Raw genomic sequence first — 25,171 nt, forward strand, 5'->3', positions numbered from 1 at the left:
ATTAAGATCGCGAAATTATGTCTTTTTAAATGGATAGAGAAAGTTTTGCTTTTGGTTTTCTAGAATATTAAAAAATTAATATCACTATATTGAAGGTCGAACCACTCGCCAACCGATTTGTTGGTTAGAATACCATGGTACATATACAGTCCATTGCGTAGTCCTTTGTCAAAACGTAAAGAATTTTCCAATCCGCCATCTTCTCCAATTTTAAGTAGATAAGGCGTAAATATATTACTGATACTTACCGATGCGGTTTTGGGGTACCTAGAAGGTATGTTCGGAACTCCATAATGAATAACATCGTACTTCTTTCTGGTCGGCTTATTGTGGTCGGTAATTTCACTGGTTTCAAAACATCCGCCTGTATCTATACTAACATCTATAATAACAGCGCCTTTTTTCATGTGCTCTACCATGGTGCTGGTAACGACAACAGGTGAGCGGTCTTTACCTCTTGTTGCGCCAATGGCAACATCGCAGCGTTTTAATGCTTTTAGTAAGTTTTTAGGCTGAATGGTAGATGTGTAAACCGTTTGTTTAAGGTTGGTCTGTATGTTTCTAAGCTTGGTGATGGAATTGTCGAAAACTTTTACATTTGCTCCAATTCCTATTGCGGAACGTGCAGCAAATTCTCCTACGGTACCAGCACCAATAATAACAACTTCAACCGGTGGTACGCCACTAATATTACCGAACATAAGTCCGTTACCATTATTATTGGCGGCCATTAATTCTGCAGCAATCAATACCGATGAAATACCGGCAATTTCACTTAGTGAGCGTACTGCAGGATATTTACCTTCTTCATCACGTATATATTCAAAGGCAATGGCCGTTATTCGCTTTTTTGCAAGTTCTTCAAAATATGCCTTGTTCTGGGTCTTAATTTGAAGAGCGGAAATTATTGTGGTCTGCGGATTTATAAATTCAATTTCCGTCAGGGTAGGCGGTTCTACTTTTAATATTAACGGACAAGCAAAAACCTTTTTGGTGTCTCGAGTAATTTCTCCGCCAGCGGTTACATAATCTGCATCTGAGAAATGGGCTCCTTCGCCTGCACCAGATTCTATCAATACACGATGACCATTAGCTGTAATGGCATTAACAGCATCTGGGGTTAAACAAATTCGTTTTTCTTGATATTGATTTTCTTTTGGTATACCTATAAATAATTCACCTTTTTGACGTAAAACTTCTAAGGTTTCCTCTTGTGGAATTAATTGATGTTTGCTAAACGGTGAAGTGGGTTCATTCATAACTACATAATACGTTGTTCAAATCAGCGACTTGAAACTCAAATGTACAATTTTTAAAGAAATGAATGATTTATACGTAAATAATGATATTCGAGGTTTAAAATTTTAAGTGTAGCCAACCCTGAATTCGGTCTTGTATGTTTTTTAAGAAGTTATCTATAGTTCCGGTAGACATATCTGTATTTGATTCCTCTTTTTGAATAACATCATCTTTAGATTCACTACTCAAATCGGTCTTTTCGCTAGAGTACCCTTTTGCTTTGAGTTCTTCAAGTTCAGCTTCCATTGCTTCTAAGTCAATACCATGAACATGTTTGTCATATAGCTTAATACGAATAAAATATACAAATGGGATGGTTATCATGCAAATAGGTATTAACCACCAAATATTGTCAGTATCAATCATATTATCTGAGTCATAGAAAACTTCAAACATTTGAAAAGCATACATTGCTATTGGAATTAATATTATATGATACCACCAATCACGTGAAGTAAGAAACCAAAATATCATTAAATAAAGAGGCACTATTTTAGAAGTTAGATACCATAAGTAAGTTAAGGTATCTGGAAATCCATTATTTCCTAAGGTAAAGCCTAGAATTAAAGCATCGCCATTTTGATTATAAGGCAAATAATCATAAACCTTATATAAGAAAGGAGAAATGGCTATAAAAAAAACTAGAAGAGTTTCTAGAAAAATCTTCTTTTTAGCTTTCTTTTTTTTTATTTTATTAATCATTTGCAAAATAGTATTACTATATGCTAACGAAGTAAATTGCTAATTATTATAAACAAAAAAGAGAGCATTAAAATGCTCTCTATTCTAACTACAAAATGATTATAGTTATATTCTTTTCGTTAACTTTCTTTTGTCAACATTAAGATCTTGATTGTCAATGTTGATTACTGGTGCTGCCATTGCTAAAAGGAATACGCCTAAAGCGATTGAAGCTAAGAATGTTCTTTTGTTTTTCATTTTCAAGGGGTTTTCGGTTATACAAATATTTAGTTCTCTTACAAACGTAAGAAAAAATATACAACTAAGTTGTTGTTAAACGTTAAAATTATGGTTTTTAACGGATTAATTATACACTTTATCGAAATCCTTGTTTTTCACCGAATAAATACAATAAATCTTCAATTTGAACGATGCTAAATTTTGTCATTCACAATTCAATTATTTTGAAAAGCTTAAACCCTTTAACTAGCGAGCGTCAATTTGCGTGTTGTTTCGTCAATTATTTCAATAGTTATGTTTTGAATGTCCAATGGTAGTAGTGAGGGTATTTTTTCTGGCCATTCCATAAATATCCAAACACCTGAAGAAAGATAATCGTCAAGTCCCATATCCATTGCTTCTGTCTCATCTTTTAATCGATAGAAGTCAAAATGATACCCTAGAGGTTCACCCGTTTCATATGCGTATTCATTGACCAACCCAAATGTTGGGCTACTTACATTATCATTACTGCCCAATTCTTTTACCAATGATTTTATTAACGTTGTTTTTCCAGCACCCATTGGGGCGTAAAACGCTAATGTTTTGCTTTTAGAATGGGCAACTATCTGTTTTGCAATATTACCTAACTCACCTTCGCGATAAATGAATTCCATTTTTACAACTATTTAGGTTCTAAAACTACAAAAGGTATAATCATTTCTTCTAACGAAACACCGCCATGTTGATACGTATTTCTATAATAACTTACGTAGTGATTGTAGTTGTTTGGATAGGCAAAGAAATAATCATTTTTGGCAAATATGAAAGAACTACTCATGTTAATACTGGGTAAATTAATTTTCTTTGGGTCTTTCGCTGCTAGTACCTCGTTCTTTTCATATGTTAGGCTTCTACCTGTTTTATAGCGTAGATTTAGGCTTGTATCCCTATCACCTACAACCTTAGAAGGTGATTTTACATTTATGGTACCATGGTCGGTAGTAATAATCAATTTCATGCCCAATGTCTGTGCCTGCTGTATGATTTCGAGCATAGGGGAGTTCTTGAACCAACTTGTGGTTAGAGATCTATAAGATTTGTCATTCGATGCCAGTTCTTTTATGACTTCCATTTCTGTTTTTGAGTGGGAAAGCATGTCTACAAAATTGTATACTATAACGGTCAAATCGTTATCTTTTTGACCCTTAAAATTCTGACTTAAATGCTTTCCTTGCTTAAGACTACTTATTTTGTGGTATTCCCATTTTAAATCTAATCCAAGCCTTTTTAGCTGTGCATCTAAAAACTTGTCTTCAAACAGGTTTTTTCCGCCTTCATCTGTATCGTTTTTCCACCATTCCGGATATTTTTTTTCCATATCTAGCGGTGTTAATCCAGAAAATATCGCATTTCGCGCATACTGGGTTGCAGTAGGTAGAATGCTGTAATAGGATTCTTCTTTTTTCTTTTTGTAAAATGAGTTTACGGTATCTTCAAAAGCATACCATTGATCATAACGTAAATTGTCAACGACGATTAACAAGGTTTTTTGATCTTTTATTTCGGGTGCGATCCATTTATTGAATAAGGTATGTGACATTACGGGTGCATCTGAATCTGTAAACCAATCTTCGTAATTTCTGTCTACGAATTTCCCAAATTGTTGATTGGCTTCGGTTTTTTGCGATTCTAAAATTTCAAACATTCCGCTATCTTCGATTTCCTCCAATTGCAACTCCCAATAAATTAGTTTCTTGTAAAGGTCGGCCCATTCTTGATAGGTGCTTACCATAGATAGGTCCATCGCAATCTTCCTAAACTCCTGCTGGTAATTACTGGTGGTTTTTTCAGAAACCAATCTAGAATGGTCTAAATTCTTTTTGAGCGATAGTAAAATCTGATTGGGGTTAACGGGTTTAATAAGGTAATCGGCAATTTTAGAACCAATAGCTTCTTCCATAATAAACTCCTCTTCACTTTTAGTTATCATAACCACGGGTAATGAGTTGTCTATTGTTTTAATTTCAGAAAGGGTTTCTAGACCAGAAATACCAGGCATATTCTCATCTAGAAATACAATATCAACCCTTGTTTGGGCAAGTTCTTCTAATGCTTCTTGTCCGCTTTGACAAGTGATTACAGTATAATTTTTAGATTCTAAAAAGATGATATGGGGCTTGAGTAAATCTATTTCATCATCTACCCACAATATTTTTATTTTGTTCATTGAATTAATATTTGACGATAATCAAATTTTATGCTAATGCTTTTGTATAACTTTGAAATGTTAATTTCAGAAAAGACAACGTTATCTTGAAGACATCAAACAAATTGAAAATCTTTAATGATCCAATTTACGGATTTATTAGAATTCCCAATGCCTTAATATTTGACCTTATTGCAGATCCTTATTTTCAAAGGTTGCGAAGAATTTCACAAATGGGATTGTCTTATTTGGTGTATCCCGGGGCGCATCATACTCGTTTTCATCATGCATTAGGTTGTATGTATTTAATGCAGAAGGCTATACAAGTGCTTCGTTTTAAAGGTGTTGAGATTTTGCAAGGTGAAGAGGATGGACTTTTATGTGCTATTCTTTTACATGATATAGGTCACGGACCTTTTTCACATGCCATGGAACATAGTATTGTTGAAGGCGTTAGTCATGAGTTTATTTCGCTTCAATTCATGCATGAACTCAATGAACGTTTTAACGGAAGTTTAACGGAGGCTATTTCTATCTTCACTGGAAATCACGAGAAAAAGTTCTTAAATCAGTTAGTATCTAGTCAGTTAGACATGGATCGCCTAGATTATTTAAAGAGAGATAGTTTCTATACTGGCGTAGCAGAAGGGAATACCAATGCAGAACGATTAATTACAATGTTGAATGTAGTTGATGGTAATTTGGTAATCGAGGAAAAAGGTATTTATTCAGTTGAGAAATTTCTAATGGCCCGCCGTTTTATGTATTGGCAAGTGTATTTGCATAAAACAGCCGTAGTTGCCGAACGCTTACTGATAAGTATACTAAAGAGGGCGCGGTTTTTAATAGAAAGAGGCGAAACGCTAAACTCAAGTGCTCCTTTGCATTATTTTCTTACCCATCATATCGATATCAATAATTTTGATAGCGAAACATTGATAAAATTTGCAAAACTTGATGATATAGATATTCTTGCAGCGTTAAAAGAATGGCAGTTTTCAAATGATTTTGTACTAGCCTCCTTATGCGGTATGATTATCAATAGAAAACTACTTCATATTAAGGTAAAAAAAGAACCTATTACAGAAAGTAAGTATTTGTCGCAATTAAATAAGGTAAAAACACAATATAATCTTACTGATGAAGAAGCTTCATATTTTGTGTTTAAAGGCGAACTAAGAAATAAAGCCTACGATAGGCAGCATCAGACTATCAACATTTTAAGGAAAAATGGCAAAATAACCGATGTTGCCAAATTGTCCGATCACCTAAATTTAAATGCACTTTCAAAAACGGTGACTAAATATTATATGTGTTATCCTAAAGAAGGGGTTTAACAATTTTTCTTACTTTTACGCTCATGAAATTTACAGCAGGTCAGATTGCAGGTATCTTAGAAGGAGAAGTACATGGAAATCCAGAAATAGCCGTACATAAACTTGCTAAAATAGAGGAAGGTGAAGAAGGTTCCCTTACTTTTTTAGCCAATCCTAAGTATACTTCATTTATTTATAAAACAAGAGCATCGGTAACTATAGTGAATAAAAGTTTTGTTCCTGAACAAGATTTAAATACCACTTTAATTAAAGTAGAAGATGCTTACAAATCGTTTTCCAAATTATTGGAATACTACAATCAGGTAAAAAATAACAAGGTAGGTATAGAGGAGCCTATTTTTAAATCTGATAATGTTACCTATGGTGCAGATGTTTATATAGGTGCATTTGCGTATTTGGGAAATAATGTGGTTCTGGGCGATAATGTAAAGATTTATCCTAATGTCTATATAGGTGACAACGTTAAAATTGGTAATAATGTAATCATTTTTGCGGGAGTCAAAATCTATTCGGAAACAATTATAGGTGATAATTGTGTGGTGAATAGTGGAGTGGTTTTAGGTGCTGACGGATTTGGTTTTGCGCCAAATGAAAACGGCGAATTTGTAAAGGTTCCACAGACCGGTAATGTTATTTTAGAGGATAACGTAGATATAGGTGCCGGTACTACCATTGATAGGGCAACACTTGGCTCTACCATTTTAAGAAAGGGAGTAAAATTAGATAATCAAATACAAATAGCACATAATGTTGAAATTGGCGAACATACGGTAATTGCTGCACAGACAGGTATTGCCGGCTCTACCAAAATTGGTAAGCATTGTATGATCGGCGGTCAGGTTGGTATTGTTGGGCATATTGTCATTGGAGACAATGTTAAAATACAGGCACAATCTGGTATTGGTAGAAATGTGAAGGACAATGAAGTTTTACAGGGTTCTCCAGCATTAAATTATGGTGATTTCAACAAGTCATATGTCCATTTCAAGAATTTATCAAAAATAATAAGTAGAATCGACACCTTAGAAAAGAAAGATTGACGATGAGCACAACAACTATTAAACAAACAACGATTGGTAAAGAGGTAAGTCTTACGGGGGTAGGTTTACATACCGGTAGTGATGTAACTATTAAATTTGTACCTGCAGATAAAAATCACGGGTACGCTTTTAAAAGAGTCGATTTAGAAGGTACTCCTATAATACCGGCAGATGCCAACCTTGTAAATAATACGCAAAGAGGTACCAATTTAGAGAAAAACGGAGTTAAAATTCAGACATCAGAGCATGTTTTGGCTGCTTTGGTAGGTTTGGAAATTGACAATGTTCTTATAGAGCTCGATGCTGCCGAACCACCGATTATGGACGGTTCTTCTAAGTTTTTTGTAGAAGCTTTGGAAAAAGCGGGTATTGTTGAGCAAGATGCCTATAGAGAAGAGTATGTCGTTAAAGAGGTTATTTCTTATAGGGATGAAAAAACTGGAAGCGAAATTACCATTATACCTTCAGATACTTACCAAGTCACTACTATGGTAGATTTTGGTACTAAGGTTTTGGGTACCCAAAATGCTACCTTAGAGAATATTGCCGACTTCAAGAAAGAAATTGCTGATGCCCGTACCTTTAGTTTTTTACATGAGCTGGAAGCTTTATTGGAAAACGGACTCATTAAAGGTGGCGATTTAAATAACGCCATTGTTTATGTAGATAAGGAGATTTCTGAGGATACCATGAAGAAGCTTGAAAAAGCTTTCAATAAAAAGAAACTTTCTGTAAAAGCTAATGGTATACTTGACAACCTTACTTTGCATCAGCCAAATGAAGCTGCTCGTCATAAATTACTTGATGTTATTGGCGATTTGGCATTGGCAGGTACTAGAATTAGAGGTAAGGTCATTGCAAATAAACCAGGACACTTTGTAAATACTCAGTTTGCCAAAAAAATCGCCCAAATTATAAAATTGGAGAAGCGTAACAATGTACCTAAGTACGATCTTAGTTTGCCTCCGTTGATGGATATTCATCAAATAATGGATATGCTGCCACACAGACCGCCATTTTTGTTGATCGATCGTATCTTAGAGCTTTCTGATCAACATGTTGTTGGTATGAAAAACGTTACCATGAACGAACCATTTTTTGTTGGTCACTTTCCTGGAGCACCTGTTATGCCCGGCGTATTGCAAGTAGAGGCAATGGCACAGACAGGAGGTATTTTAGTACTAAGTACAGTGCCGGATCCTGAGAATTACTTGACGCTTTTCATGAAAATCGACAAGGTTAAATTTAAAAGACAGGTTTTACCTGGTGATACCTTAATATTCCATTGTAGTTTAATTTCTCCGATTAGAAGGGGAATCTGCCATATGCAGGCTTATGCTTATGCTAATGATAAGTTGGTAAGTGAAGCGGAAATGATGGCCCAAATTGTAAAAAGAACATAGAATGAATCAACCTTTAGCCTATATACATCCAGGAGCTAAAATAGCAAAGAATGTAGTTGTAGAGCCTTTTACAACTATTCATAACAACGTTACTATTGGAGATGGAACCTGGATCGGGTCTAATGTAACTATCATGGAAGGTGCGCGTATCGGTAAAAATTGTAATATTTTTCCAGGTGCTGTAATTTCTGCTTCTCCTCAAGATTTAAAATATGAAGGGGAAGACACAACGGTAGTAATTGGTGATAATACTACTATTAGAGAATGTGCCACTATTCATAAAGGTACTTCTGATAGAATGAAAACCGTAATTGGTAAAAACTGTTTGATAATGGCGTATTGCCATGTTGCGCATGATTGTTTGGTCGGTGATAATTGTATTTTTTCGAACAATTCTACCTTAGCAGGGCACGTAACAATTGGTGATAACGTAATTTTAGCCGGACTTGTTGCTGTGCATCAATTTGTATCGGTAGGTCAACATGCTTTTGTAACTGGAGGTTCTTTGGTAAGAAAAGATGTGCCGCCATACGTAAAAGCGGCAAGAGAACCACTTTCATATGTGGGTATTAACTCTGTTGGTTTAAGACGAAGAGGATTTGTATCTGATAAAATCAGGGAAATACAGAACATCTATCGTATTCTTTACCAAAAAAATTATAACAATAGCCAAGCGGTACAAATAATAGAAGCTGAAATGGAGGCTACTCCAGAAAGAGACGAGATATTGCAGTTTATTCGTGATTCGCAACGAGGAATCATGAAAGGATATTTCAGCAACAATTAAAGAAGATTTTAAACTTAAGTTAACTACATTAATATTAAATAGTAATGGCATCTACATCAGATATACGAAAAGGACTATGCATAAGATATAACAACGATATCTATAAAATAATAGAATTTTTACATGTAAAACCGGGTAAAGGACCTGCTTTTGTACGTACTAAATTAAAAAGCGTATCTACAGGTAAGGTTTTGGACAATACTTTTTCTGCAGGGCATAAAATTGAAGATGTGCGTGTAGAAACACGTTCATACCAATATTTATATCCAGAAGGCGAAACTTATCACTTCATGAATACAGATGATTACAACCAAATAACTTTGGAAGAAAGTTCTCTTGATGCACCGGGCCTTTTAAAAGAAGGTGAAGTGGTGAAGATTATGTTCAATACTGAAGATAGTATGCCACTTTCTGTAGATATGCCAGCAAGTGTTATTTTAGAAGTGACTTATACAGAACCTGGTGTAAAAGGAAATACAGCTACCAACGCAACTAAACCGGCTACGGTTGAAACAGGAGCAGAGGTAAATGTGCCACTTTTTATCAATGAAGGTGATAAAGTAAAAATTGACACTGCTACAGGTTCTTATATGGAACGTGTAAAGGAATAAGAGCAATTTATTAAAAGGACATAAACAGGTCATTTGAAATTCCCTACTACTTTTTCACTTAAACAGATCGCTGAGATAATTTCTAGCGAATATGTTGGGCACGATGATTTTCCCGTGCTAGGCATGAATGAGATTCATGTGGTTGAACAAGGTGATATTGTGTTTGTAGATCATCCAAAGTACTATGATAAAGCTTTGGAGTCTAAGGCAACAATAATTCTAATTAATAAACATGTAGATTGTCCTGACGGAAAAGCCTTGTTGATTTCAGAGGATCCTTTTAGGGATTTCAACAAATTAACTGCCTTTTTTCAGCCCTTTGTGCCGAGTGAACAAGCAATTGCAGTTACTGCTAAAATTGGTAAAGACACTATTATTCAACCAAACTCCTTCGTGGGCAATAATGTTGAAATTGGTGATAATTGCCTAATTCACTCAAATGTAACTATTTATGATAATTGCGTAATTGGTAATAATGTTACCATACATGCAGGTAGTGTTCTCGGTGCTGATGCCTTTTATTATAAAAAGCGACCAGAAGGTTTTGATAAATTGATTTCCGGTGGTAGAGTGGTAATAAAAGATTATGTTGACATTGGTGCTCTATGTACCATTGATAAAGGTGTATCTGGTGATACTACGATAGGGCGCGGGACTAAATTGGACAACCAAGTTCACGTAGGTCATGATACGGTTATTGGAGAAAAATGTTTAATTGCATCACAAACGGGAATTGCTGGTTGTGTTATAATTGAAGATGAAGTAACACTATGGGGACAAGTTGGTACCAATAGTGGAATTACCATTGGTGCAAAAGCGGTAGTTATGGGGCAAACGGGAGTAACAAAGTCGGTAAAAGGCGGTAAGAGTTATTTTGGTACCCCAATAGAAGAATCTCGCGAAAAGTTGAAGCAATTGGCATATTTAAAACAGATTCCAGAAATAATTAAAAAAATAGATAAGAAATAAGTGTGTAATGCTATAAAATTCATTAACAACTTATATTTTTGTTCATAATTAAAAAAAATAAAAACTACAGTAGTATGAGCGTATTAGTAAATAAGGATTCCAAAATAATCGTACAAGGTTTCACTGGTAGTGAAGGTACTTTCCATGCCGGACAGATGATTGAGTACGGTACTAATATCGTTGGTGGTGTTACACCAGGTAAGGGCGGACAAGAGCATTTGGGAAAACCCGTTTTTAATACGGTTACCGAAGCTGTTGAAAAAGTAGGCGCAGATACTACTATCATATTTGTACCGCCAGCATTTGCTGCAGATGCAATTATGGAGGCTGCAGAAGCAGGAATTAAAGTTATTATTACAATTACAGAAGGTATACCTGTTGCTGATATGGTGAAGGTTGCCAACTATATTAAAAATAGAGAGTGTCGCTTGATCGGACCTAACTGTCCAGGTGTTATTACACCAGGTGAAGCTAAAGTTGGTATTATGCCAGGTTTTGTTTTTAAAGAAGGTAACGTCGGTATCGTTTCTAAATCAGGAACTTTAACTTACGAAGCTGCTGATCAAGTTGTGCGTCAAGGTTTAGGTATTACAACTGCCATTGGTATTGGTGGTGATCCAATTATTGGAACAACGACCAAAGAAGCCGTTGAATTGTTGATTAACGACCCAGAAACGAAATGTGTGGTTATGATCGGTGAGATCGGTGGTCAACTAGAAGCTGATGCTGCACAATGGTATAAAGCTAGTGGTAGTGATAAACCTGTTGTAGGTTTTATCGCTGGTGAAACTGCTCCTGCCGGTAGAACAATGGGTCACGCTGGTGCTATTGTTGGTGGTAGCGATGATACTGCACAAGCAAAGAAGAGAATTATGAGAGAATGTGGTATTCACGTTGTTGATTCTCCAGCTGAAATAGGTAAAAAAGTAAAAGAAGTAATGGGTTAAGAACTCATGTTTTTCATATAAAATCCCGTTTATAGCGGGATTTTTTTTAGCCTATAAATGAAACAAAAGGTATATTTGATAAACATCGGTTTTAAAAAACGGACTTATGAAATTATTAGAAGATAAAAACGTAATTATTACAGGGGCAAGTAGGGGAATCGGTATGGGTATTGCCCAAGTTTTCGCTGATCACGGTGCAAATGTTGCATTTACATATAGCTCTAGTGAAGCACCAGCTTTAGCATTGGAAAAGGAACTAACGGCAAAAGGAGTTAAAGCAAAAGCATACAAAAGTAATGCTGCTAGCTTTCAAGAGGCAGAAGAGTTGGTTGCTAAAGTTTTAGAGGATTTTGACGGTAGAATCGATGTATTGATCAATAATGCAGGTATTACTAAAGACAATCTTTTAATGCGAATGTCAGAAGCTGACTTTGATGCGGTAATCGATATCAACTTAAAGTCTGTTTTTAATATGACCAAGGCTGTACAAAGAACTTTGCTAAAACAACGTAAGGGCTCTATTATAAATATGAGTAGTGTTGTTGGGGTTAAGGGTAATGCAGGACAAACAAATTATGCTGCTTCTAAAGCAGGTATGATTGGTTTTACAAAATCTGTTGCGTTAGAGTTAGGATCAAGAAATATTAGATGCAATGCAATTGCACCAGGTTTTATTGAAACTGAAATGACCGAGAAACTAGATGAGAAAACAGTACAGGGCTGGCGAGATGGTATTCCATTAAAAAGAGGTGGTTCTACCGAAGATATTGCTAATGCTTGTCTGTATTTTGCATCAGATTTGTCTAGTTATGTTACTGGTCAAGTATTGAATGTTGATGGTGGTATGCTTACCTAAATCAAAATGTATTTTCTTTGGAACGAGTATTAAAAGTTCCTCTTTTAAGTTCAACTTTATAACATAAATGGAGAGCATAACGGTATTGTATATTATTCTTGCGACAATTGTCGCGCTTGGTATCGTTGTCTTTCAATACTTATATAAACAGAAGGCTAAAAGCAAGATTTATCTGCTTTTAGCTTTTTTGCGTTTTGTTGGTGTTTTTGGATTATTGCTTTTATTGATTAATCCGCAGTTTTCACAGAAATCATACACCTTAGAAAAACCCAACTTAGTGATACTGGCAGATAATTCTACTTCGATTGCTGAACATGGAAAGGAAGTAAAAAAGCTGGTATCCGATTTTTATACAGATGAAATTTCTGAGCGATTTCAATTGGCGGCATATAAATTCGGCACTGATTTAAAGGTATTGGATACCCTAACGTTTACCGATAAAAATACTAATCTCCACCAGTCGCTTACTGCCTTAAAAGATATTTATGCACGCGAACAGACAGTTACTGTTGTGCTTTCTGATGGAAACCAAACTATTGGTGAAGATTATAGTTTCTTTTCATCAGACCAAAATAACAGTGTTTATCCATTAGTATTGGGTGATACTACAAAGTATAAGGATATTTCTGTCGGCCCTATTTTAACGAATAAGTATGCTTTTCTTAAAAATAAATTTCCCTTAGAAACTTATATCGCATATCAAGGGGAATCAACAGAATCTGTTAGCGTTGCCATTAAAATGAACGATAACGTAGTTCATAGAGAAAGTTTCAAGTTAGATGCCCAATCTAATTTAAAGACTATCGCTATTCAGGTTGATGCCAATAGCGTGGGAATCAAAAATCTTGAAGTTGCGGTATCTCGATTGCCCGAAGAACGAAATATAGAAAATAATAGTAGAACTACAAGTATTGAAGTAATCGATGAAAAAACGAAAATTGCCTTAATTTCAGACATTTTGCATCCGGATTTAGGTGCACTTAAAAAATCTATAGAAAGTAACGAGCAAAGGGTAGTATCCATTTTAAAATCAAATACGTCGAATAGTAGCTTGGAAGAAATGGATTTGTTTATTTTCTATCAGCCTACATCTAGATTCAACAATGCTTTTGATTATGCTAAAAGCAAGAATGCAAATACTTTTATCATTACAGGCACACAAACAGATTATAGATTTTTGAATAATTCCGATGTGGGTTTTGAAATAGAGAATGGATATCCTGAACAGGAGGTATTTGGGTTACTGAACAACGGATTTACAAAATATGATATTTCAGATTTTGACCTTACCGATTTTCCTCCATTAGTAAGTGATGCGGGTCCTGTTTTAATAACATCTCAATATGAAACCTTGCTAGGTACTCAGATAAAGGGTTTAGATGTGCAGCAACCGTTAATGGCGGTTATAGAACGTAATGCCAGTAAACATGCACTCATACTAGGGGAGAACCTTTGGAAATGGAGAATACAGACTTATAGAAATAGTAGCAAATTCGACAATTTTGATGAGTATATGGGAAATCTCATTCGTTATTTAACCAGCTCTAAAAACAAATCGAGATTGAATGTGGATTATGAAAAGGTGTATGAGGGGAGTAGCAATACCGTTATTACTGCCACTTATTTTGATGAAGCATTTTTATTCGATCTAAATGCTAAGGTGAATATCAAAGTAACCAATATGGAAAGCAATAAGATTCAAACAAATCCTATGGTTTTAAAAAATGGATATTTTGAAGCTGACTTGTCCAATCTAATAGCGGGTTCATATCAATTTGTTGTTTCGGTTGAAAATGAATCTAAAAAAGAAACAGGAAGCTTTGTTATTTCCGAATTTGATATGGAAAATCAATTTGTATCTAGCAATGATGAGAAATTGGAAAAATTAGCTGCAAATGCCGGGGGAAAATTATTTTATCCTTCTCAAATTGATGAATTGCTGCAAGATTTAAAGGAGAATGAAGCATACGTGCCTACCGAGAAAAGCACTGAAAATATCGTATCTTTGATTGATTTCAGAATACTATTGGCAATTATAGTTTTAGCCTTTGCCGTAGAATGGTTCATCAGAAAATATAACGGATTAATTTAAATTAACAAGAATGGATAAGTTACCCAAGATTGCGCTACCCGCAATATTTGTTTTTATAGTACTAGTAATAATGTTTTCAAAATCTACGGTCACCATAGGATCAGGTGAAGCTGGTGTTTTGTACAAAACTTTTGGCGATGGTGTTGTAACCGATGAACCACCTTTGGGAGAAGGTTTTCATATTGTTGCCCCTTGGAACAAAGTGTTCGTTTATGAAGTTAGACAGCAAGAGGTATTGGAAAAAATGAACGTGCTCTCTAGTAATGGTCTTGATATAAAATTAGAGGCCTCTGCATGGTTTGAGCCTATTAGAAACGATTTAGGTAAACTACATCAAGAAAAAGGAGAAGACTATATTCAACGTGTTTTGTTACCTACCATTAGATCAGCTGCACGTTCTGTGGTTGGGCGTTATACACCAGAACAATTGTATTCTAGTAAGAGAGACGCTATTCAACAAGAGATATTCGATGAAACCAAAAAGATTGTTGAGGGAGAATATATTCAGTTGAATGAAATTTTAGTTAGAGATGTTACGTTGCCTCCAACGATTAAAGAGGCGATAGAAAGAAAGTTGCGACAGGAGCAGGAGTCCTTAGAATATGAATTTAGATTGGTTACTGCGAGAAAGGAGGCTGAAAAAGTTACTATAGAGGCACAAGGTAAAGCAGATGCCAATAAAATTTTAAGTGCGTCTTTGACGGATAAAATTTTACAGGATAAAGGTATTGATGCTACACTTAAACTTTCTGAATCACCAAATACTAAGGTCATCGTAGTTGGTGGTGGAGATTCTGGGTTACCTTTAATTTTAGGTAATAACTAAAACACGTAGTGCATTATTTTTGTTTCATTTTAAACTTTTGTTTTGTGAAATGAAAAATACCTTTTACTTTTACATCAGAATGAAAAACAGAACTACACATCATCATATTCATACACACGCTCAGGCGAGGTAGGAATGTATTGTAGTAGAACAACATATTTTAAAAACCCGTTTGAGCAATCAAACGGGTTTTGTATTTAAATCTCTTTTGGTTGCCAAGCATTAAATTAAGAAAATGACTAAAATTAGAATTGCTATTCAGAAATCGGGAAGACTTAATGAGGAATCCCTTCAAATTTTAAAAGACTGCGGAATTTCTATTGACAACGGTAAAGATCAATTGAAAGCTTCTTCAAGAAATTTTCCGATTGAGGTGTTTTACCTTAGAAATGGCGATATACCTCAGTACTTAAGAGATGGTGTGGTTGATATTGCAATCATTGGAGAAAACGTTTTAATTGAAAAAGGAGAGGATATTTCCATTGCAGAAAAATTAGGTTTTTCTAAATGTAAAGTTTCTTTGGCCGTACCGAAATCTGTGAAGTATAATTCGGTGCAGGATTTCCAAGGGAAACGTATTGCAACTTCTTACCCAAATACAGTTATAAATTACCTGAAAGAGAAAGGTGTTAATGCAGATTTACACATTATTAACGGTTCTGTGGAAATTGCACCGAATATCGGACTTGCAGATGCTATCTGTGACATTGTTTCCAGCGGTAGTACTTTATTTAAAAACAACTTAAAAGAGGTAGAAGTAATGCTCACCAGTGAAGCTGTACTTGCTGTCTCTCCAAAAATCACTTCAGAGCGAAAAGAATTGCTTGAAAAATTACAATTTAGAATTCAATCGGTTTTAAGGGCTAGAGGTTCTAAATATGTTTTGTTGAATGCACCTAATGAGAAGTTAGATGCTATTATAAAATTACTGCCAGGTATGAGAAGTCCCACAGTTTTACCACTTGCCGATGAAGGATGGAGCTCAGTACACACGGTAATCAATAAAGATAAATTTTGGGAAGTTATCGATGAATTAAAGAAAGCCGGTGCAGAAGGTATTCTTGTTTGCCCAATTGAAAAGATGGTGTTGTAAATATGCCTTTAGCTTTTAGCCATTTGCTATTAGCTAGAATAAATATATGTGTTTTGCCAAAAGCCAGTAGCTTAAGGCTAATAGCTAGTTAAAGAAATGAATAAAATATATAATCCAGAGAGAGCAGATTGGACTGACGTTTTAAAACGCCCAACACAAACTGTTGCCGATATTGAAGGATTGGTCAACGGTATTTTTGAAGAGGTAAGATCAAACGGTGATGGAATATTAAAAAAGTATACCGAGCAATTTGATAAGGTGGTTTTGGAAAATATGCTTGTTTCAGAGGCTGAAATTGAAGCTGCAAAGTCTTTAGTTTCCAATGATTTAAAAGAGGCTATAAAACTTGCTAAATCTAATATAGAAGTATTTCACGAAGCTCAAAAAACCGACCGTGTAGAAGTTGAAACTGCACCGGGTGTGACTTGTTGGCAAGAAAAAAGACCTATTCAAAAAGTGGGACTTTATATTCCTGGTGGAACGGCTCCTTTATTTTCTACCATTTTAATGTTGGCAGTACCAGCTACCATTGCCGGCTGTAAAGAAATAGTATTGTGTTCTCCTCCAGACAAGGAAGGGAAATTGAACCCTGCGATTTTATACGCTGCTAATTTATGCGGAGTAACCAAAATTGTAAAAGTTGGTGGTATTCAGGCTATCGCGGGAATGACATTTGGGACGGAAACCATACCGCAAGTGTATAAAATATTCGGACCAGGTAATCAGTATGTAACCGTAGCCAAACAAATTGCTACAAAGTATGGAGTAGCTATTGATATGCCAGCAGGTCCGTCAGAATTACTGGTCGTGGCCGATGATTCGGCGAATGCTGCTTTTGTTGCTTCAGATTTATTGAGTCAGGCTGAGCACGGGGTAGATAGTCAGGTGATATTAGTTTCTACTTCTAAAGCTATAATTGATGCCGTTGAAAAAGAAGTTGCCCAACAATTAGAAGATTTACCACGTAAAGAAATAGCGAAACAGGCGATTGCGAATAGTAAATTGATTTATGTTGTAAATGACCAAGAAGCTATAGATCTCATCAATGAATACGGACCGGAACATTACATTGTTTGTGTAGAAAATGAAGATTATTATATAGATAATACATATAATGCAGGCTCGGTTTTTATTGGAAATTATACGCCTGAAAGTGCTGGAGATTATGCTTCTGGTACGAATCATACTTTACCAACTAATGGTTATGCCAAACAGTATAGCGGTGTTAACTTAGATAGTTTTCTGAAAAGCATGACTTTTCAGAAAATCAATGAAGAAGGAATACAAAATATTGGCAAGGCTATAGAGTTAATGGCAGAAGCAGAAGGACTAGAAGCTCATAAAAGTGCAGTGACCTTAAGATTAAATAGTTTAAAATAATGTCATTTCGGCTACGCTCAATGACCAACACCATATTGAACTAATGAGTTTCAATTTAGATAAAATAACACGAGAAAATGTAAAGGGCTTGAGTCCGTATTCCTCTGCACGAGATGAGTATGTTTCCGATGGTTCTACCATGGTTTTTTTAGATGCCAATGAGAATCCGTTCGAGAATGGAGTAAATCGTTATCCCGATCCTCAACAGCGAGGTCTAAAGGCTATTTTAGCAGAACAGAAAGAGATTAAAGAAGAAAATATTCTTTTAGGTAATGGTAGTGATGAAGTGTTAGATTTGTTGTTCAGGGCGTTCTGTGAGCCAAAACAAGATAACATCATTACATTGCCACCTACATACGGAATGTACAAAGTGCTTTCCGGAATTAATTTGGTTGAAAACCGAGAAGTATTATTAACCGATGATTTTCAACCTAACGTTGAGGGAATTTTAAATACAATTGATAGCAATACAAAATTGATATTTATCTGCTCGCCCAACAATCCTACAGGCAATAGCTTTTCGACTTCAATTATAGAAGAGCTATTGACCTCGTTTAACGGATTAGTGGTAATTGATGAGGCGTATATTGACTTTTCATCCGAAGAAAGCTGGACATCTAAATTGGCAGATTATCCTAATTTAATTGTAACCCAAACCTTATCCAAAGCATATGGTATGGCAGGTATTCGACTTGGATTATGTATGGCATCAACTGAAATTATTGCTGTTTTAAATAAGATTAAACCTCCGTACAATGTAAATCAATTAACTCAGGATAAAGCCATTGAACGGGTGTTGGATATAAATGGAGTTGAAGAAGAAGTTGCTAAAATTTTAACGGAAAGAAGCAACCTTATTGAGGCTTTGAAAGCAGTTTCATTTGTTAAAACAATCTATCCGACAGATGCCAATTTTATACTGGCAAAAGTTGATGATGCAACCTTAAGATATAATCAATTATTGGAAAAAGGGGTGGTGGTTAGAAATCGTACTACACAACCATTATGTGAGAACACATTGCGTTTTACTGTAGGTACCCAAAAAGAGAATAAATCATTAATTAATGCTTTAAAAACATTATCGAACTAATATGGAAATTAAAAAACGTGTATTGTTTATTGATAGAGATGGTACCATAATTAAAGAAACGGTAGATGAGCAGATAGATGCATTTGAAAAGATGATTTTTTATCCGAAAGCATTTACTTTTCTAGGTAAAATTGCAAAAGAATTGGATTATGAATTGGTAATGATTACCAACCAAGACGGATTAGGAACAGATGTTTTTCCTGAGGACACCTTTTGGCCGGTTCATAATTTTATTCTTCAATCCTTTGAAAATGAAGGTGTGGTTTTCGATAAGGTGTTTCTTGATCGAACTTTTCCGCATGAAAATGCCAACACTAGAAAACCTGGCACCGGATTATTGACCGAGTATTTTTCCGATGATTATGATTTGAAAAATTCCTTTGTTATCGGTGATCGATTAACAGATATGGAACTTGCGAAAAACCTTGGTTCTAAGGGTATTTTTATCAACGATGAGACCAACTTAGGTACTGGTGAAATCACAGTTAAACGTGATGAATTGGATAGCCATATTGCGATTGAAAGCAATGATTGGGAGAAGATTTATGAGTTCTTGAAATTAAATGATAGAACGGCTGAAATTCATAGAAAAACCAATGAAACTGATATTGCTATAAAACTGAACCTAGATGGTACCGGTAAAAGTGAAATTAAAACCGGACTGGCATTCTTTGACCATATGCTAGATCAATTAGCTCGCCATGGGCAAATGGATTTAATGATCAAAGTGGATGGTGATTTAGAAGTAGATGAGCACCATACAATTGAAGATACCGGTATTGCATTAGGCGAGGTATTTCATTCGGCTTTAGGAAATAAATTAGGTATAGAACGCTACGGATTCTGTTTGCCAATGGATGATTGTTTAGCACAATCCGCTATAGATTTTGGTGGTAGAAATTGGTTGGTATGGGATGCAGACTTTAAGCGTGAAATGGTAGGCGACATGCCTACGGAAATGTTTCACCATTTCTTTAAATCGTTCACTGATGGAGCTAAAGCTAATTTAAATATAAAAGCAGAGGGAACCAACGAACATCACAAAATTGAAGCTATGTTCAAGGCCTTTGCGAAAAGTATAAAAATGGCAGTGAAAAGAGATGTGGAAAAAATGGTGTTACCAAGTACAAAGGGAGTATTATAAAGTACAAGGTGTGAAGTAATAATTACAAAGTAATGCAAGATTTAAAAAAACGAACTAAACAATTTGCTGTAGATTGTTGGTTATTCTGCAAACAAGTTCCGCGGTCCAGAGAATTAGATGCTTGGGTACGACAATTAATAAGAAGTTCTAGCTCAGTTGGTGCAAATTATAGAGCTTCGCAAAGAGCAAAATCTACCGCTGATTTTATAAATAAACTAAAGATTGTTGAAGAGGAAATTGATGAATCTGCATATTGGTTAGAACTGTTTTTAGAAGTTAATTCTGAAAGAAAAGAAGAGATAACAATATTACATAAAGAGGCTAAAGAACTTTTGGCAATCATTGTAGCCTCAATAAAAACGTCACTAGCAAATAGAATGTAAAGAAATGAAAAATACGATAAACACCTTGTACTTTGTACTTTTAACCTTGTATCTGAGCTTATGAAAATTGTAATTATAAATTACGGAGCAGGAAATATTCAGAGTATCAAATTTGCGATTAAACGCTTAGGTTATGAAGCTGTTTTAAGCAATGATGTTTCTGAAATACAGCGTGCCGATAAAGTGATATTCCCAGGGGTAGGTGAGGCAAGTAGTGCCATGAAAATGTTGTTGAACAGTGGTTTGGACAAAGTTATTCCGACTTTAAAACAGCCTGTATTAGGGATTTGCTTAGGTATGCAATTAATGTGCAATTCATCGGAGGAGGGCAATACAACAGGACTCGGGATTTTTGATGTAGATGTTGTTAAGTTTGATAATGCGGTAAAAGTTCCACAGATAGGATGGAACAAAATAGAAAACCTTAAATCTTCATTGTTCACTGATGTTCCGGAAGATTATATTTACTTGGTTCATAGCTTTTTTGCACCTTTATGTAAAGAAACCATTGCACAATGTTCCTACGGCATAAACTATAGCGCGGCTTTAAAAAAGGATAATTTTTACGGAACCCAGTTTCATCCAGAGAAATCCAGTGATGTTGGGGAAAAGATATTAGAAAACTTTTTGAAAATGTAATGAAGCAAGATTACTTTATTTCTAAAAATAAGAGATTGTTGAATGTAGAAGGAATTCAACAATTTATCGCCTCATCATATTGGGGTAAGGATAGAACTTTAAATGAAGTAAAACTCTCTATTGAAAATTCGTATTGTTTTGGTATCTATACTAAGGATAATGAACAAATAGGTTTTGCAAGGGTTGTTACCGATTACATCTATTTTGGTTACTTCATGGATGTAATCATTTTTGATAAGTTTCAAGGTAAAGGTTATGGTAAAATATTGATAGAAGCCATGCTAGAAGATCCCACTATAAAAAGTCTTAAAACATTAGCTTTAAAAACCAAAGATGCTCATCAATTGTATGAGCGATAAGAATTCGATAAAATAGGAGATTCAGCATTATGGATGTCTGTAGATAAACAAATATTAGCGTAAAAATATGAGAATAATACCAGCCATAGATATCATTGACGGTAAGTGTGTACGTCTTTCAAAAGGCGACTATGATACTAAAAAAATATACAATGAAAATCCGTTAGAGGTTGCAAAAGAGTTTGAAGCGCACGGAATTAAACATTTGCATTTGGTAGATTTAGATGGTGCAAAATCAAAGCATATTGTAAATCATAAGGTTTTGGAACAAATTGCTACCAAGACTGGTCTGCAGATAGATTTTGGAGGCGGATTAAAAACTGATGAAGATTTGCGTATCGCTTTTGAAAGTGGAGCCAAGCAAATTACAGGTGGTAGTATTGCGGTTAAGGATGCTGAAACATTTCTTGGTTGGATAGAAAAGCATGGTGCTGATAAAATAATATTAGGTGCAGATGCCATGGATGAAAAAGTTGCTGTATCAGGTTGGTTAGAAGAGTCAAAAGAAGAATTGATTCCCTTTATTCAGAGTTATCAATCAAAAGGTATACAATATGTTATTTGTACAGATATTAGTAAAGATGGTATGCTAGAAGGTCCGTCTTTCGACTTGTATTCCAAAATTATAAGTTCAACAGACGCAGGTTTAAAGCTAATAGCTAGTGGCGGAATATCTACTTTTGACGAGTTACCAAAACTAGCCGAAATGGGTTGTGAGGGTACTATCATCGGTAAGGCGATTTATGAAAATAGAATCAGTCTTAAGCAATTGGAATCGTATATTTTAAATAATGGATAAGGAATTTCAAATCATAGAAGAGTTAAAGCAGAATGCTCTGTATCGTATAGATGAAAGCACGCGTATGATTAAGAAAAGTCTTGCTGATATATCTGAAGAAGAAGTATGGCAAAAACCGAACGATGCTTTAAATAGTATTGCAAATTTAATGCTTCATCTATGTGGTAATATATCACAATATGCCATTTCATCGTTAGGAGAAACTGAAGATACAAGAAATCGCGATGTAGAATTTGCTACTACCGGCGGTTTCACAAAAGAGGAACTGATGAAGAAGTTAGATGATGTTGTTGACTCGGCAAAAAGAATCATTTTTGATGCTACACCAGAGCAATTAGTACGTAAACGTTCTGTACAAGGCTTTTCCTTTTCGGGAATAGGTATTATTCTACATGTGGTCGAGCATTATTCGTATCATACCGGGCAAATAGCCTTTTGGGTAAAACAGTTGAAGAATAAAGACCTTGGCTTTTATGACGGAGTAGATTTGACTATAAAAAATAAGTAACGAGAAAATAGTATCAAGTACAGAGTACAAAGTACGAAGTATCAAATGTCGGGTACAAGGTACAAAGTTAGAAGACTAGAATAGCTGTAAACAACTACTTGATATTGAAATAGAATATTTATTATAAGAAACTTAGTACTTATTACGAAGTACTTAATACTTTTTAAAAAAAATGCTTGCAAAAAGAATAATTCCTTGTTTGGACATCAAAGACGGTAGAACCGTAAAAGGTATCAATTTCGTTGATTTGCGTGATGCTGGTGACCCTGTTGAACTTGCTGAAATATATAGTAAAGAAGGGGCAGATGAATTGGTCTTTTTAGACATTTCTGCTACCGAGCAAAAACGTAAAACTTTGGCGGACTTAGTATATCGTGTTGCTGAAAAAGTAAATATACCGTTTACCGTTGGTGGCGGAATTTCTTCTGTTGAAGACGTTGATATTCTCCTTCAAAACGGGGCGGATAAAGTTTCCATCAACTCATCTGCAGTAAAGAATCCGCAATTGATTAACGATTTGGTTGCAAAATTTGGCTCGCAATGTATTGTAGTTGCCATAGATGCCAAACAGATCAATGGAGAATGGATTGTTCATTTAGTAGGAGGTAAGGTGCCAACGGAACGAAAGTTGTTTGAATGGGCTAAGGAGGTAGAAGAGCGTGGAGCGGGAGAAATCTTATTCACCTCTATGGATAATGATGGCACAAAAGACGGATTTGCGAATGAAGCCTTGGCACGTTTATCGACAGAACTGAATATTCCTATCATTGCATCGGGTGGAGCGGGTAATAAGCAGCATTTTACAGATACTTTTATAGAAGGTAAGGCAGATGCCGCCTTAGCAGCAAGTGTTTTCCATTTTAAGGAAATAGGAATTCAGGAATTGAAACTTGAGTTACAGGGGAACGGGATTCCGGTTAGGGTTTAGTTTGCAGTACCAGTGAGCAGCACCAGCAGGCAGTACCAGTAGGCAGTACCAGTAGGCAGTATCAGTTTTCAGTAACAGCTGACAGTGACAGTCATTAGGCAGAATGTCATCTTGAGCGCAGTCGAAGGCTTCGGAACACGAATTTTCACTTTGGTTACGCTCAGTGATCAGGACAGTACTAAAGACTTAGAAAAGAATAAAATAAAATTAGAATACAATACATATGGAGTTTAAAACACCGGATTGGGATAAAACGAACGACGGATTAATACCTGCAATCATTCAAGATGCACGTACAAAAAACGTATTAATGTTAGGCTATATGAATGCCGAAGCATTAACTAAAACTACCGAAACGGGTAAGGTAACTTTCTTTAGTCGCTCAAAACAGCGCTTATGGACCAAAGGAGAAGAAAGCGGTAATTTTCTAAATTTGGTTTCTATAAAAAATGACTGTGATCAAGATTCATTACTTATCACGGTAAACCCTGTGGGACCAACCTGCCATACAGGAACTGATACGTGTTGGAACGAGGTTAACGATTCTAACTTCGGATTTTTATCTGAGCTTGAGGCTACTATTGAGCAAAGACGTACTGCCGCCGATGGTGAAAAATCATATGTAGCTTCTTTATTTGGAAAAGGTATCAATAAAATTGCCCAAAAAGTAGGGGAGGAAGCGGTTGAAACCGTTATTGAGGCTATGGATAATAATGATGAACTGTTCTTATACGAAAGTGCAGATTTATTGTTTCACTACTTAATGTTATTGCAGGCAAAAGGCTTTACGCTTAAAGATATTGAGGCGGAGTTAATGAAGAGAAAAAAGTAATTTGACACTTTTTACTTCAAAACAGTATACGCAGTTAAATATGTATTTGCTTTTAGCGTGATATTTTCAGATTCCAATTTGTTTTGTAATTGCTGTATAAGTAGTTCAAATAAATTTTCTGGTCCGAATGTGTTAGACAACTTAGCATAATCTTCTTTTGAGGATAGTAATAGATGTGCCAGATCAGGTATTGTTATTTCAAGGTCTATAGCTTGTTTATATTGCTCATCAAGGGTTATTGCTGCTGTTTGTAAGCCAGTAAAGTTTTCCTCATGATTATAATTGCTTGCTATGTGCGTTTCTTCAATGACTCCAAGAAGCTTGAATATCGGTGATAAAAGTATTTCAAAATCATAGGCTATGACTTTGGCATTTGTTTTACTCACTCTAATGCTCTCATCTAATATTTCTTGTGATTTGGCATAGAATAAAGAACCTGCAAACGTTATGATATCAAAACTATCATCATTAAAATCTAGCACGTTGTTTTTCATCGTTTGGTAAGTTACAGAAGGGTGCTCAATAGACTTCTGTATCATTTCTTGGCTTGGGTCAACACCTATTACCTTTTTACAAAATGCAGATAAACTAATGGCAGATTGCCCTGTTCCACAACCAATATCTAAACCTAAATCAACTTTTTCATGATTTGGCAAATAGCTTTCTAAAATCTTTGTGTGTAATAGAGGTCTGTACGATGCGTAGTGAAAGGCAGTAATTTGGTCGTAATCTTTAATCAT

Annotated in this window: 27 protein-coding genes; 21 read left to right on the forward strand and 6 right to left on the reverse strand. The window is 35.3% G+C overall.

Translation table 11 applies throughout. The features are described 5' to 3' along the window. Nucleotides 1-59 precede the first annotated feature (59 nt). The 5 genes from DCS95_RS00655 to porX form a co-directional block, all read right to left on the reverse strand. Nucleotides 60-1,259, reverse strand: coding sequence for an alanine dehydrogenase (locus DCS95_RS00655; protein WP_116768932.1), 1,200 nt, complete (start codon nt 1,257-1,259; stop codon nt 60-62). 97 nt (nt 1,260-1,356) lie between these two features. Then, on the reverse strand, nt 1,357-2,001 hold the full coding sequence (locus tag DCS95_RS00660; protein WP_116768933.1) for a hypothetical protein: 645 nt from the start codon (nt 1,999-2,001) through the stop codon (nt 1,357-1,359). Between the two features lie 105 nt (nt 2,002-2,106). Next, the gene (locus DCS95_RS20575; protein ID WP_262497244.1) at nt 2,107-2,238 is read right to left on the reverse strand and encodes a hypothetical protein; all 132 of its coding nucleotides are present in this window, start codon (nt 2,236-2,238) and stop codon (nt 2,107-2,109) included. Nucleotides 2,239-2,462: 224 nt separating this feature from the next. After that, entirely contained in the window at nt 2,463-2,876 is a 414-nt protein-coding gene (gene tsaE / locus DCS95_RS00665) for a tRNA (adenosine(37)-N6)-threonylcarbamoyltransferase complex ATPase subunit type 1 TsaE (RefSeq protein WP_116768934.1), read from the reverse strand. A gap of 8 nt (nt 2,877-2,884) precedes the next feature. Beyond that, nucleotides 2,885-4,429 (reverse strand): T9SS response regulator signal transducer PorX, encoded by a 1,545-nt coding sequence (gene porX, locus DCS95_RS00670; protein WP_116768935.1) that lies wholly within the window; start codon nt 4,427-4,429, stop codon nt 2,885-2,887. Nucleotides 4,430-4,515: 86 nt separating this feature from the next. Between porX and DCS95_RS00675 the strand changes: the two genes are divergently transcribed. The 21 genes from DCS95_RS00675 (at nt 4,516) to hisIE (ending at nt 24,431) form a co-directional block, all read left to right on the forward strand. Continuing rightward, nucleotides 4,516-5,745: an HD domain-containing protein gene (locus DCS95_RS00675; RefSeq protein ID WP_116768936.1), complete on the forward strand. Its 1,230-nt coding sequence runs from the start codon at nt 4,516-4,518 to the stop codon at nt 5,743-5,745. Nucleotides 5,746-5,768: 23 nt separating this feature from the next. Continuing rightward, nucleotides 5,769-6,785, forward strand: coding sequence for a UDP-3-O-(3-hydroxymyristoyl)glucosamine N-acyltransferase (gene lpxD / locus DCS95_RS00680; protein ID WP_116768937.1), 1,017 nt, complete (start codon nt 5,769-5,771; stop codon nt 6,783-6,785). A 2-nt stretch (nt 6,786-6,787) separates the two neighbouring features. Continuing rightward, the gene (locus DCS95_RS00685; RefSeq protein WP_116768938.1) at nt 6,788-8,188 is read left to right on the forward strand and encodes a bifunctional UDP-3-O-[3-hydroxymyristoyl] N-acetylglucosamine deacetylase/3-hydroxyacyl-ACP dehydratase; all 1,401 of its coding nucleotides are present in this window, start codon (nt 6,788-6,790) and stop codon (nt 8,186-8,188) included. A 1-nt stretch (nt 8,189) separates the two neighbouring features. Next, complete coding sequence (lpxA, locus tag DCS95_RS00690) at nt 8,190-8,975, forward strand: acyl-ACP--UDP-N-acetylglucosamine O-acyltransferase (RefSeq protein ID WP_116768939.1); 786 nt, start codon at nt 8,190-8,192, stop codon at nt 8,973-8,975. A gap of 44 nt (nt 8,976-9,019) precedes the next feature. Next, nucleotides 9,020-9,586: an elongation factor P gene (efp, locus tag DCS95_RS00695; RefSeq protein ID WP_116768940.1), complete on the forward strand. Its 567-nt coding sequence runs from the start codon at nt 9,020-9,022 to the stop codon at nt 9,584-9,586. 33 nt (nt 9,587-9,619) lie between these two features. After that, on the forward strand, nt 9,620-10,555 hold the full coding sequence (locus DCS95_RS00700; protein WP_116768941.1) for a UDP-3-O-(3-hydroxymyristoyl)glucosamine N-acyltransferase: 936 nt from the start codon (nt 9,620-9,622) through the stop codon (nt 10,553-10,555). A 74-nt stretch (nt 10,556-10,629) separates the two neighbouring features. Next, entirely contained in the window at nt 10,630-11,502 is an 873-nt protein-coding gene (sucD, locus tag DCS95_RS00705) for a succinate--CoA ligase subunit alpha (protein ID WP_116768942.1), read from the forward strand. Nucleotides 11,503-11,608: 106 nt separating this feature from the next. Beyond that, the gene (gene fabG, locus DCS95_RS00710; protein WP_116768943.1) at nt 11,609-12,358 is read left to right on the forward strand and encodes a 3-oxoacyl-[acyl-carrier-protein] reductase; all 750 of its coding nucleotides are present in this window, start codon (nt 11,609-11,611) and stop codon (nt 12,356-12,358) included. 67 nt (nt 12,359-12,425) lie between these two features. Continuing rightward, nucleotides 12,426-14,450, forward strand: a complete 2,025-nt coding sequence (locus DCS95_RS00715) for a VWA domain-containing protein (protein WP_116768944.1) — start codon at nt 12,426-12,428, stop codon at nt 14,448-14,450. A gap of 10 nt (nt 14,451-14,460) precedes the next feature. Then, nucleotides 14,461-15,276 (forward strand): prohibitin family protein, encoded by an 816-nt coding sequence (locus tag DCS95_RS00720; RefSeq protein ID WP_116768945.1) that lies wholly within the window; start codon nt 14,461-14,463, stop codon nt 15,274-15,276. Between the two features lie 235 nt (nt 15,277-15,511). Next, nucleotides 15,512-16,369 (forward strand): ATP phosphoribosyltransferase, encoded by an 858-nt coding sequence (gene hisG / locus DCS95_RS00725; RefSeq protein ID WP_116768946.1) that lies wholly within the window; start codon nt 15,512-15,514, stop codon nt 16,367-16,369. A 96-nt stretch (nt 16,370-16,465) separates the two neighbouring features. After that, nucleotides 16,466-17,749: a histidinol dehydrogenase gene (gene hisD / locus DCS95_RS00730; RefSeq protein ID WP_116768947.1), complete on the forward strand. Its 1,284-nt coding sequence runs from the start codon at nt 16,466-16,468 to the stop codon at nt 17,747-17,749. Nucleotides 17,750-17,792: 43 nt separating this feature from the next. Further along, nucleotides 17,793-18,839: a histidinol-phosphate transaminase gene (gene hisC / locus DCS95_RS00735; RefSeq protein WP_116768948.1), complete on the forward strand. Its 1,047-nt coding sequence runs from the start codon at nt 17,793-17,795 to the stop codon at nt 18,837-18,839. A 1-nt stretch (nt 18,840) separates the two neighbouring features. Next, entirely contained in the window at nt 18,841-19,983 is a 1,143-nt protein-coding gene (gene hisB / locus DCS95_RS00740) for a bifunctional histidinol-phosphatase/imidazoleglycerol-phosphate dehydratase HisB (protein ID WP_164674088.1), read from the forward strand. A gap of 32 nt (nt 19,984-20,015) precedes the next feature. Then, nucleotides 20,016-20,366 (forward strand): four helix bundle protein, encoded by a 351-nt coding sequence (locus tag DCS95_RS00745; RefSeq protein ID WP_116768949.1) that lies wholly within the window; start codon nt 20,016-20,018, stop codon nt 20,364-20,366. A 60-nt stretch (nt 20,367-20,426) separates the two neighbouring features. Next, complete coding sequence (gene hisH / locus DCS95_RS00750) at nt 20,427-21,005, forward strand: imidazole glycerol phosphate synthase subunit HisH (RefSeq protein WP_116768950.1); 579 nt, start codon at nt 20,427-20,429, stop codon at nt 21,003-21,005. Next, entirely contained in the window at nt 21,005-21,364 is a 360-nt protein-coding gene (locus DCS95_RS00755; RefSeq protein ID WP_116768951.1) for a GNAT family N-acetyltransferase, read from the forward strand. Before hisH ends, DCS95_RS00755 begins: the two co-directional genes overlap by 1 nt. Before the next feature lie 67 nt (nt 21,365-21,431). Continuing rightward, the gene (hisA, locus tag DCS95_RS00760) at nt 21,432-22,163 is read left to right on the forward strand and encodes a 1-(5-phosphoribosyl)-5-[(5-phosphoribosylamino)methylideneamino]imidazole-4-carboxamide isomerase (protein WP_116768952.1); all 732 of its coding nucleotides are present in this window, start codon (nt 21,432-21,434) and stop codon (nt 22,161-22,163) included. After that, entirely contained in the window at nt 22,156-22,671 is a 516-nt protein-coding gene (locus DCS95_RS00765; protein WP_116768953.1) for a DinB family protein, read from the forward strand. Before hisA ends, DCS95_RS00765 begins: the two co-directional genes overlap by 8 nt. Nucleotides 22,672-22,843: 172 nt before the next feature. After that, nucleotides 22,844-23,599: an imidazole glycerol phosphate synthase subunit HisF gene (gene hisF / locus DCS95_RS00770; protein ID WP_116768954.1), complete on the forward strand. Its 756-nt coding sequence runs from the start codon at nt 22,844-22,846 to the stop codon at nt 23,597-23,599. Nucleotides 23,600-23,822: 223 nt separating this feature from the next. Next, nucleotides 23,823-24,431 carry a bifunctional phosphoribosyl-AMP cyclohydrolase/phosphoribosyl-ATP diphosphatase HisIE gene (gene hisIE, locus DCS95_RS00775; RefSeq protein WP_116768955.1) on the forward strand — a complete coding sequence of 203 codons (609 nt, stop codon included), beginning with the start codon at nt 23,823-23,825 and terminating at the stop codon, nt 24,429-24,431. An 11-nt stretch (nt 24,432-24,442) separates the two neighbouring features. Here hisIE and DCS95_RS00780 read toward each other — a convergent pair whose 3' ends face one another. Then, nucleotides 24,443-25,171, reverse strand: coding sequence for a class I SAM-dependent methyltransferase (locus DCS95_RS00780; protein ID WP_164674089.1), 729 nt, complete (start codon nt 25,169-25,171; stop codon nt 24,443-24,445).

The sequence above is a fragment of the Maribacter litoralis genome (assembly GCF_003075045.1).
In the GTDB taxonomy this organism is placed as follows: domain Bacteria; phylum Bacteroidota; class Bacteroidia; order Flavobacteriales; family Flavobacteriaceae; genus Maribacter; species Maribacter litoralis.